The sequence below is a fragment of the uncultured Anaerobiospirillum sp. genome (genome assembly GCF_902485895.1).
GTDB classification, from domain to species: domain Bacteria; phylum Pseudomonadota; class Gammaproteobacteria; order Enterobacterales; family Succinivibrionaceae; genus Anaerobiospirillum; species Anaerobiospirillum succiniciproducens.
The window spans coordinates 1-11,463 of the sequence record NZ_CABTML010000085.1; the positions used below are offsets into that span (position 1 = coordinate 1).

Below are 11,463 nucleotides of genomic sequence, written 5' to 3' on the forward strand. Positions count from 1 at the left end.
ATAGAAAACTACATGTCCGGATCATGTAGAACCATGGTCAAAATCATATAGCAAAAGCCTTATATAAGCCACTCCCTAAAATCGACCAAGTACACTCTCAGTGCCTTGCACACAATGGAACCCACGCTCTTTAGGTAAATGGAGTTAACGTCCTTTTGCTAAATGGATGGCATGCCCGGGGCTAAGTGAATGCAGAGCTAGGTGCCAAATGGATGGTGTGCCCGGGATGAAGTACATGCGCAGTTGGGGGCAAATGGATGACGTGTCTACTGTCAAATGGGCAGACGTGCCTTATTGATGAGGTCAATAGACAATGCAGGTATGAGTAGACGCAATGGCGGCGTGGTGAACGTAATGATTAGGATTACGATGAATTTGGGAGTATTTGTGAGGATAGGTTAAGAGGATTTGCAAACTAAGTAGCCTCCAACTAAACCTGCAGTAATTGGAGGTACAAAGAAAAGAGCATTTTGCGTTTAATGCTCAAATCTTATGCAGCTGCTGGTGCCTCAGCATCGAATACCTAGGCCGTGAGTAATCGATACGGTGTATGAACCGTAAATGAACAACTTCTTGTAGCGCCTTGATTCACAGTCATGCGATTGCATTGTGAATATGGCTTTAATTCCGACTTTCAAAGTCAGTCTGACACCTTAGGTTGGTTCAAGACCTACCATGCAGGTTAGGTGTAAGTATTATTACTGCTATAAGTTGTTCAGGACGTATGTCAGTCTGAGCCCTTGGTACAAGTCCAGTGTCTTTGCAGTTCTTATGAACGCATCGATGCTGGGTGATTTGCCCAAATCAATAGAGCTTCTAAGTGCATTAAGAGCTAGAGCTCTTATGCGTTAGATGCAAGCCCTATCAAGCCTCTTACATATAGAATGCATCGCTAAGCACAGATTAAGGAAATCTGAAGCTCTTGATTAGCTCCGACACCCACCATTAAAGCCTCTTACCTCTGAAAATGGTGCCGCATCGGCTGTACAGTTACGTCATTTAAAGTTGAAAGCAATACTAACTTACGTAAAGCCGTATCATAAAATCAACTTTGTGCAGCACGGACTGCTTATGACTTTAAACTCCAATGAGGTTGATAGCTAAAACAACACTTAAGTAGGCTAGGTGTTAACTGAGCTATTCAACAAAGAACTCTTGACCATCCACACCAAATTGCGAGTATGGTACTCGTAACGAAAAAACCTTAAGTTTAGCTTAAGGATAAGAGGAAGAGTTGCTTTGTCATAACGGTAGGCTCTTAAGGTCTACCCTCATTGCAAGTCTCTTGTCTTAGTAGCTTTAATAGCTTGGACAAGTGCAGTTCAGATGAGATTAGCGACATCTGACACTAAGATAGACATTGATTTGGGCTAAAAGTTTCCAGAGGCTGCCAAAATTTTTTAAAAAAGTGTTAATAATATTTTAAAACCTGATGAACATCGTGTTTAGTGGTTGAAAACTTGTATACAAGATAATGGTCTATAAGCAGGTGTAATGTCTTTTTAGCAATCGACTCGAGGCATACAGTTAAGTTAAGAAAACAGGTGATTAATCACATTATTAAGTTAAATCCTATAGCCATAAAGACAAAGCATTGCATACTTTGAAACAATATAGGTACTGATGCACGAGTAATGTTAGCTATTTGGGCAGCTGTTAGAGAGCTCGGAGTGCATTATTAACGCTTGCTTTAGATTATGGGCTGTTCCTCATAGCATGGCAAAATGAGCCATGATGTGCTGCTCAAAGCTCATATAGAGCAATTAACAGCTGTATGGAAGATAGACCTGATTAAGTTTAGTGAGGTTGTATGGGGCTAAGCATTCTTAATAGCGGGCATCTAACACGCAAAGCTTTTGACAAACTTGATTCAAGCGAGAAACTCGACTTGATGGTTAAGCTTAGCGAGCGCTATAACATGAGCTTTATTAAGCTTCAGACCTTCGAGCGCTACGGGCAGCACTGTCAGACGGGTGTGTTTGAGTCAGACAGTCGTCGTTTTGTGTTTGTGCCGGGTGATGAGGTTACCTTAGGTTGGGATCACTTTGCTCAGGGACTTAACGAGGATAGTCAGGCTGAGCTTGACGAAGTGTTGTGTGAGTATGAGTTTGACAAAAGACCTGAGGAATTTATTAGACAAAGCATGAGTCCAGTACGTAAGGCCATAATTGGACCAATGCTAGTTGCTCAAGAATTAGAAGAAACAAGTTACGAGTCTATCGACAGGGTCGATCCAAGATTTGCTAATGAGCCAAAGTTTACCAAGAAGTACCAAGAGTTCGTCGATAGCGACTCTAAGTGCCTCATCTGGTATAACACCATACGCTTTGAGCGCATTAACAAGCATATAGTCATAAGTCTTTATCAGCCAAGCTCTTATCAGCAAGTAGTTAAGTCCTTGCAAGAGCAAGGTTTTTCATTACCAACTGCTGATGAATGGGCCTATCTATGCGGTGGTGGTTGTCGCACCCTCTTTGCGTGGGGTGATGGCATGGACTATTCGATGCACCTTAAGCATTTTAGCGTGATTAATGCAAAGAACAATGAGCAGGAATCATCAGATGATGGTGGGCAGTCAGATAGTAAATATGACATGCAAAAACCAAATTTCTTTGGTCTGAGTATTGGCTATGACCCGTATATGCGCGAGTTAGTACTTGCAGATCAGTGCACTAGTTGTGGAGGTGACGGTGGCTGCAATATCTGCGGCGGTTTCGGGCCGTTTCTTGGCTTTTTATCATGCTCTCCTCATGGCAAAGCTGAGGTGCATGAAAGTGATGAGGTTGATGGCGATTACGATTTCATTAGACCAATCATCAGGGTTCAGATATAGCCTCGCAGTCATGTCGCTACGTACAGGCTTTGTCAGCATGGACACAAGCTTTACTTGATAGCTTTGCACCAGTCTCAATAAGAGCTTTAGCTTTTGCTATGCTTGAGCAATTATCAGCACTGTATGACGAATATCTACTTTGCAATCTTTGGGTGGTTAGTATGAAAAAGCAACTAGAACTATATAAGTCTTTTGTAGATGGTCTTGTGGAGCGTAAAGAGTCGATAACAGCTCGTCGCGTCTTATCTGAGGGGCTGCCAAACACAGCCGATAATGCTCAGGACAATCAGATCTTAAGTACCATGTCTCAAGAGCAGCGTGAGCTTGTAGCTAAGCTCCTTACACAAGAACGTATCAGTGGCATGCATGACACTCTTAGCTATATTAATGAGCTTATGGATTTAGAAGATCTAAAGCTAATACAGGATGGAGAGGCTTTGGATAATAACAATTTTGAGAGCCTGCACTACGACTTCATAAGCCGCTTAGAAGGGGATGAGTGGCCTGAATAGACTGTGAGCTCATATCTCATAGATAGTACCTGATGCTATAGCATATAGCTTTAGCATCAAGCTGTAGTATCAAGCAGCGCTTAAGGATGAGATTAGTGATGCATCGCGTGTACTATGGGGTGCAAAAATTATGGCAAGCGTTGATGGGTGACTGCAAAGATTGCAGAAGATGACAAATTAGTAAGCAATTTTGTTGCTTTTCACTGTCTTTAGATTATGGTGGCTGTCTATACAGCTGCTGCAAATTAGTGATGCAAAATGGTTTGTTTTGGGGAAAATGTGATCTTTGACTAAGATTTGTGATACGAATTTGTGATGTTAATCATTGCTTTGCAAGTCCAAAGATACGCCATTAGTGACTGCAAAAATTTCAAGAATTAGTAAAAATAATGCAAAAGTCTCTGACAGTGCATTGATAAATTCAATCATCTTTGTGCTATTCTTGTTTGAAACTAGTGCCAAAGAGAGTTTAGGCACTTTATTGTGTGCAAAATGTTAGAGCACATAAGCTCTATCAGCATATGCGTGGTCGCTTTGTAAGTAGTGTGGTCCTTCTTAAAATCTTACCAAGCACATTAAAACCACTGCGATACTGATACTTATCTCTGCTTGTATTGCTTATTTTTAAAGGCAAGGTCTGTATTAGCTACTGCAAAGTTGTAGTGTTGTTATACAGCTGCCAAAGCTTTCAGTTTAAGGGACGTCACATGGCCAGAATCACTTGTATTGCAAACGAAGTTGGAGTATCCCCAGCAACCGTATCTCGTGCCTTGGCTCGTCCTGAGATGGTGGCTAAAGCAACACGTGAGCGTATTCTTGCTAAAGCCAAAGAGATGGGTTTTGATGTTTCTAACAACCGTGGTTTGGGTGATGGCCAAAATCTTTTAGGCGTGATCGTTGCCGATCTGACTAACACCTTCTCAGCAGGTATTCTCAAAGCTATTACCTCACTTGCTGAAAATGACGGTATGCAAATTCTGCTCGGCGTGACCAATGAAAACTCCATGGTCGAGCGCAAGATTATTTCAGACTTCAATCGCTACTCTTTAAGCGGTTTAATTGCCATGCCTACTGGTTCATCTCAATGCCCTGTTATTGAGTGCCGTAATGTCGTGGCTGTTGACCGTCCTTTTATTAACCGCGAAACTAAGTGTGCCTTAATCAATAACCAAAAAGTGGTTAAGATTGCTTATGAGCATTTAAACCTTAAAGGCCACAAGCACATCGTTTATATCAGCGGTAAGAGCTCTTTATTCACCTTTAAAGAGCGTTTAGTCGCTGCATCTTCTTATGAGAATGTAGAGTGCATTGAGTTAGATGCTCTTGAGTACAACGATCTGTACACCAAGGCCTTTGAGCTTACCAACATCTTGCTCACTCGCCACTCTAACCGTCCAAGCGCCATTTTGACTGCCAACAATGCCATTACCTCTGGTGTTGCTTATGCTCTGAGCCTGCGTAATGTAGTTATGCCACGTGATATGGCCTTAGTGTCCATTGGTGATCCTGAGTGGTGCCGTTTCTTCCCATGCCCAATCACTACCGTGAAACTGCCTGAAGATGACTTAGGCAGTACTGCCTATGAAATGCTCAAGCAAAGCGATCACCATGTTCGCTTCATTGAGCCAATGCTTCTGCCTCGAGCTTCTAGCTAACGATGCAAGTTGTTAATTGCTCCAGTTAAGTCGGAAGCTCCAGTCAAATCCTTAGCATTAAGCCCAAAGATGCATATGCTCAAGCTGCAGCATCAAGTTTAGCTGCAGCATAATACTAAGCAGTGCATCTTGATACGATGCTGCATCCTAAGTCAAAGCTATATTGTGCAAGCTAAACTATAGTGCACGAAGCTAATGCTCATGCATCATATACTCATGCGTGTAGTACATGGATATGCCAATACCTGGCATTAGGTTACATGGATTGCTCATACCAGGGCTGTAAGTTACATGGAAGGCGCAACTGGGGCTATAAGTTACATGGTAGGCGCATGCCAAGGCTTTAAGCTACATAGAAGGTGCAGACCTGTGCATTAGTATCGGCCATGCTTATGGTAATGCCGAGGCATGAGGTTAAAGTCCTAATCATGGCTAGCTAGATCTTGCGACTAATAACTTGAGCAATTTGGCAAATTCTTACTTTCTATAGCAGTTAATTTTTGTGAAGTGTGATCAAGGCTTGCTTGTGCGCTAAACATAGGCCTGCAAGTAGACTATACGGTTTGCTACAATGCATAAGGTTAAGCTCAATTTGAGCTTGCACTAAAGATTACAAATTTGGATTTACCGAGGTTGGATAGATGTTCTCAATGCGCTCATTGAAAGTGACTGCTATGGCCGGTGCCATTGCAGCTTCATTAGGTTGCTTCCAAACTGTATCAGCAGCACCTGATACTAAGTCTCTGTTCACTCCTGAGCAAAAAGCTGAGCTTGAGACCATCATTCATCAGTATATTGTCGCTCATCCTGAAGTGCTCGTGGAGGCATCAAAGGCCTTAGAGACACAGGCAGCTGAAAATCAGCAAGCTGCACTTGAGCAAGTATCCTCCATGATCCGTGCTGACCCAATGGTGCCAGTTCGCGGTAAGCCAAATGCTAAGCACTATTTAATTGAGTTCTTCGACTACAATTGCGGCTATTGCAAGGTAGTACGTCCATACACCAAGAAGTTCTTAAATGATAACGACGCAGCCATCTTCTACGTAGAGCTGCCAATCTTATCCCCAATCTCAGTACGTGCCTCAGCCATTGGTTTAGCTCTGTATAAAGTAGATCATGACAAGTACTTTATCTACCAAGATGCCCTCATGGAGTCAAAGGAGAAGATTACCTCAGAAGATCAGCTCAAGGCTGCTGTAAAGAAAGCAAAGGGTGATTACGAGGCTCTTTCAAAGATGGTATCTGAGGATACTTCTATTCAAGAGGCCATGCGTAAGAACATGGAGTTAAGCCAGAAGATTGGTCTGCAAGGCACTCCTTTCTTTATCTTAAACGGTACTGCTATTCGTGGTGCCATCCGCGACTACTCTGTCTTTGCTGACATCATCAAGGAGACAGAAAAAGAGCAAGCAGCTGCTAAGAGCAATGAGAGCAAGGATGCCAAGAAGTAATCTTGCTATAGGCTAAAGTCTCTTTAGTGCCAGATGCATTTGTACGAACATGTATTTGGCGGCATAGGCGGTTGCAGAGTAGTCTGTAGCCGCTTTATTTTTGGACGCAGGATAAGATAGGGGGTAGATGTGAATTGGGTTGTGATTGTGGCCATTGCTGTGCCAATCTTGTTTGTTATTGGCATGATCAATAATGCCTTTAAAGATCAAAAGAAGCTTGAAGATGGAGCGCTGCGTAACTATTTATCTAAGCGCAAGGGCAAAAGAGCGAATGGCTATGACGATGATGACGATGATTGGGGTGTCAAAGCTCGTGCCTTAAAGCGTGCAGTAAAGGAAGATAACACTCCAAGTGATGTTACATCATCTGATGCGCTGGCACGCGAGGGAGCTGCCTCCTCTGCCATCTCAAAAGATCTTGCTGGTGATATCGACACCTTACATCCTTACGCGCCACGCTCTTCAGAGGCAAGCTATAAACCAATGGGAGATACTCAAGCAACCAATGCTGCCTCGTATTTCTCAGCCTACTATAAGCAAGACGAAGTTAAGGATGAAAAAGAGGCATCATCCGCTGCGCCTAAGTCCAACAAGTAAGCGCTGATTTGTCGACTCAGTCCAATAAGTAAGCGCTGTAGTGGTACCTAAGTCCAAAAAGTAAGCGCTGTAGTGGTGCCTAAGTCCAATAAGTAAGCACTGCAGTGGCAACTAAGTCTAATGCTTTAGATAGCACTGCACAAAGGCCTCAAAGTAGGACAACGAGAATGCTATCAGTGATTTGTTGGCAATCATGGCCTCTTGCCAAGCGCTAAGGTCAAGCTATCTAAGTGCTTGAGGTAGCAGGGCATCAATCAAACTAAAAGAGCTGAACTGGCACAGATACGCCCTAGTTTTGCTTAGATACTCATCATTTAGCCTGCTTAGGCGCATTCCTTATTACATGCAAGCACCAATACTGCTTGCATGCCCTTCTAAACATTGCATCAGTTAATTGCTCCAGCCCATCTCTGCACTTCATTCTTTTTCACGCTATGGCGTTGTATGCCAGATCATTAGCTAAACGGTTAGGCCTAAATCCATTGTTGCACATCGTGGCGCTGTGATCTTTTTGCTTTGATGTTGTAGGCAATGTTTTTTTCCTGCACAGTGACAGTATTAATTTTCCGCTATTTTTGTGAGCACTATCACGATTTTAAGTGAATTTTAAAAATTTTTCTTTCGTTTTAGCTTTTTTTTCTATATCTTGCTGGCCCTTATTACATTTGCCATTAATAGTTTATGATTAGTGAAAAGCAACAATTAAAGCTTAGAGAGCTCCATGCAGATGGACATTCAGTGAAGGACATTGCTGAAACTCTACAAATATCTCAGCCTACTGTCCGCGCATATTTGAAAGACAAAAACAGAGGAGTGGTAAAGAAAGAAAGAAAATCTAGAGCAAGACTACTTGAGCAAGCAGATCAGAATGCTCTTAAAGATAGCTACATCAAAGGAAGTTATAACTGTAAACTCGTTCATTATCTAGTGAATAAAGATCCTGTTAAATACGGCCTTCCTAGTGATTTTAAGGTTTCATTAAGAACCGTAAGAAGATACATGGATAAAGTTGCGCCTAAGCCAACTTATGCTCCAGAAAAAGTTAGGCATTTTGAGTGTGCTCCTGGTCAGCAGCTTCAAATTGACTTTACTTATGCGAGCTTTATTTTTCCTGGAGAGAATAGACCGCGTAAGCTATGCGTGTTTGAGGCTGTTTACCCATGGTCACATAAGTCTTTCTTCACTATATGCCCTGACCTTACTCAAGCATCATGGCTAAGGGGCATATATGAGTGCATTCTGAGATATGGAGTACCCCAAGAGATTCTTTGTGATAACGATAGATCTCTCGTTACTCGGCATGCAGGCAAGGAACTTCAATTCAATACTGAGTTCTTTTGGTTTTGCGAACAGTTCGATATAGACCCTCGTGCATGCGTACCAGGACGGCCTCAGACTAAAGGCGCAGTCGAAAGAGCTGGACGTTTTTTTAAGGATAACTGTCTTAGTTGGGTCAAAATTGAGCATCCCGAAGTTAGCACTATTGAGGAACTCAATGATGCAATACAAGAGTGGAACGAAACCTATGCTACTGATGAACGAGTGTTCGAGGCTGCAGTTGATGGAGAGCTAAAGAAACTGACAGTACGTGAGCTTTTTGAGATTGAGTCAAAAAAGCTTAAGCATGTTAATCCTGATCTACATCTAACTATTGCAACTAAAACTCTAAATGTAAGCAAATCTGGTGCTTTATACATCCACGGACTCAAGCTTCAGTTTGATAATGCATTTAGGAACTCAAGCGTTACAGTATCAGTTTGTTCTAATGGCAAATTCCTTGTAACAAACTTAAACAGCTTGGTTCTTCATGAGGGCACAATTCCTAAAAATAACCTCATGAAATACAAGTTGAATGACAAACCAGACGATGAGCATGGTCTTGAAGATATTCAAATACAACCGGAGGTATCTGAACATAACGAAAAAGAGCATTTAGTCAGCCAAAAGCCAATGGTAAAGCCTAGAACTAAGGCTAAGTTTGACCCATTGTCCAGGTACACAATCACTAAGAAGGAAAAGCAATAAATGGAATTAAAACCAAAGCTTAATGACGACACGAAACAGACGGAGAAAACCGATGCTCCGCTGCTAACTGTCAAACAAGAGGTAGATAGTGATAGGTTAAAAGCCTATTCTTCAGCGCATAAGGAGAGTGCAAAGGCGGCCTTACCTGTCATTAATAAGATGCAGCGAAGCCTTGATGGAAAGATGGACACAGAGCCACTTGATATCCTTCGCTCCCTTGAAATTCTAGACCTAACAAAGTACAGCAGGCTACTTAATAGCCTGCATTATGACATGGCAGATAAAGACTTATCCAGCAGGGAGATAATCACACAAGTCTTTAGCCAAATGGCCAAGCTTAAGATTGAGTTCACCGCAGTTCAGAACTTCAATAAAGCTAAATTTCCTATCGCGTTAGCAAACAAAGAATTCAACATTGACATCTGCCGTACAAACAAACCAAAAGCAGAAGAACTGTTGCAATGTCACTGGTTAAAAGACCAGCTTAATATGCACATCCACGGTCCGCACAACCTCGGAAAAACGCACTTTGCAACGCAGATAGGAAAAAAAGCTATTGAGCTAGAATACAGCACTTTATTTTTAAAAGCCAGAGACTTATTTTACAGGCTAAAACAGATGGCTGCCAAAGACCAAGATGTATTAAAGTCAGATCTTTTTAAGAGAGATCTCTTAATCTTGGATGACATAGGCAGAGAATTTCCGTCTAGTGTAACTGTTGCTAATCTCTTTTATACCTTGATTGACTACAGACTATCAAACGGAATGACAACCATCATCACTTCAGTCTATCAACCAAGCGATTGGGTACGCAAGTACGAGGCTCTGGACGACAATAAGGCAGGCATCATTGAGAAGGTCATGCTTCAAGCTCTTCTTGTCGAGTTCGACGGTGAGAGTTTTATGATTGAGACGTTTAATAAGAACAACCCTGAGTATTCACTAGGCGAATAGCCTCTAACAAGCTTACTCTCAATTAAATGAAAGCCAGGAGATCGACTAAGATCTCTTGGCTTTTTTTGTCTTATAATAAAAAGGCATTTATTTACATTGGTCATTTAAGATTTATTGTTCTATTAAACCTAGTATGTTAATGACCTATAATACAAGGGTCATTTATTTGATATAGGAAACAGTTGTAAAAGTTATACATATCATACAACTAACATTGGTCATTTAAATTTTTATAAAAATAGCCTTAAAACCATCACTTAACTCATTTTAAGAAAAGTCAATAGCTAAACAGGACTTTTTGAGCTATTTTGAAACAAATAAATGACACATAGGTTGTAAATTTAGTGACCCATCACACTTGCTAGCTTTTGGGTTTCGCTTTTTGCCCTCAATTGCGTAGAGTGCTTGTATGACGCCAAGATCGCCGCTAGCAAATACATCCTTGTCATTAAAGATAAACATATCCATCATCTGCAACGACCAAGGACCAATTCCCTTGATGCGGATAAGTGCTGCATGTCTGTGATCTTTGCTCATGCTACGCAAGCTATCCCCACTGAGCTCCTTGCTAATAAAGCGATCACACAGCTCGAGCATACTTGATAGCTTAGCCTGAGAAAATGGCAGTGCCCTACTTACCATTTGAGTTGGCTTAGAGGCAAGCATCTGAGTACTCAAGTCATTAGGCTGCTCATTAAGAGATTTATTCCCTTCGTGATCTTTCTTGTCTTGGTGATCTTTGTGCAGCTGTTGCTCAATTGCATGCTTAAGACTCTGCGGCGATGCAATGAGTTCGTCTGAAACTTTTGAGATGATTTTGACCAGGGCCTTATTGGAGAGCTGTTGGCCCATGATGGTATAGATAAGACCTTTCCACAGATCATCATGCTGCTCGATAACCTTGTTTCCTATGTGGCTATACAAAACGTGCATCATTGGATGAAGCTTTGACAGCATCACCATGTCCTGCTCAAGACTAAGAGCATGAGTTCTAAACGTGGCCATGACCTTCTCTCGTACTGATCTTGTTCATTTAGTCTAAGCATAGCAGTATGCCCTGCTTGCTATGAGTATTTGTAGCTTCTTTCCTTTCACTTGTCGGCATGGCCTGCAATACGGACTTGTAGCTACCAATATTTCTTACTGAACTTTTGTAGCAATATGGTGGGCTGCTCGTTCGTAAACTATCCTCGTGACTGCTCTTTAGTAAACAATATTTGTTTCTGCTCTTTAGTGGTGGCTATACGATTGACGAGTTTTTCGCATTGGCTGCCCTTTTTGGGGGTTCGTTGCTTACTATTTGATGCGTTTAATTTGAGAAACGTCACAGAAACATCATAAAAATATTGCGCAATCATTGGGCATGTAGCAGGCCACGTTCTTTTATTAATTATTTATGTATGGATAAAAACTCCAAATATATGGGATTGCTCAAA

Annotated in this window: 8 protein-coding genes; 7 read left to right on the forward strand and 1 reads right to left on the reverse strand. The window is 41.7% G+C overall.

The genetic code is table 11. From position 1 onward, the window contains the following. The first annotated feature begins 1,918 nt into the window (after positions 1–1,918). The 7 genes from RDO37_RS07060 to RDO37_RS07090 all read left to right on the forward strand — a co-directional run bounded on the left by RDO37_RS07060 (position 1,919) and on the right by RDO37_RS07090 (position 10,027). Positions 1,919–2,833 (forward strand): hypothetical protein, encoded by a 915-nt coding sequence (locus tag RDO37_RS07060; RefSeq protein ID WP_308498579.1) that lies wholly within the window; start codon positions 1,919–1,921, stop codon positions 2,831–2,833. 161 nt (positions 2,834–2,994) lie between these two features. Then, positions 2,995–3,345: a DUF6547 family protein gene (locus tag RDO37_RS07065; RefSeq protein WP_308498580.1), complete on the forward strand. Its 351-nt coding sequence runs from the start codon at positions 2,995–2,997 to the stop codon at positions 3,343–3,345. A gap of 707 nt (positions 3,346–4,052) precedes the next feature. Beyond that, the gene (locus tag RDO37_RS07070) at positions 4,053–5,000 is read left to right on the forward strand and encodes a LacI family DNA-binding transcriptional regulator (protein ID WP_273325480.1); all 948 of its coding nucleotides are present in this window, start codon (positions 4,053–4,055) and stop codon (positions 4,998–5,000) included. 641 nt (positions 5,001–5,641) lie between these two features. Further along, entirely contained in the window at positions 5,642–6,451 is an 810-nt protein-coding gene (locus tag RDO37_RS07075) for a thioredoxin domain-containing protein (RefSeq protein WP_308498581.1), read from the forward strand. A 129-nt stretch (positions 6,452–6,580) separates the two neighbouring features. Next, positions 6,581–7,048, forward strand: a complete 468-nt coding sequence (locus RDO37_RS07080) for a hypothetical protein (RefSeq protein WP_308498582.1) — start codon at positions 6,581–6,583, stop codon at positions 7,046–7,048. Positions 7,049–7,729: 681 nt separating this feature from the next. Next, entirely contained in the window at positions 7,730–9,073 is a 1,344-nt protein-coding gene (gene istA / locus RDO37_RS07085; protein ID WP_308498583.1) for an IS21 family transposase, read from the forward strand. Further along, a complete protein-coding gene (locus RDO37_RS07090) occupies positions 9,074–10,027 on the forward strand; it encodes an ATP-binding protein (RefSeq protein ID WP_308498584.1) in 954 nt (317 codons plus the stop codon). A gap of 303 nt (positions 10,028–10,330) precedes the next feature. Here the strand turns inward: RDO37_RS07090 and RDO37_RS07095 are convergent, their stop codons facing one another. After that, positions 10,331–11,032: a hypothetical protein gene (locus RDO37_RS07095; protein ID WP_308498585.1), complete on the reverse strand. Its 702-nt coding sequence runs from the start codon at positions 11,030–11,032 to the stop codon at positions 10,331–10,333. Between the last annotated feature and the right edge of the window lie 431 nt (positions 11,033–11,463).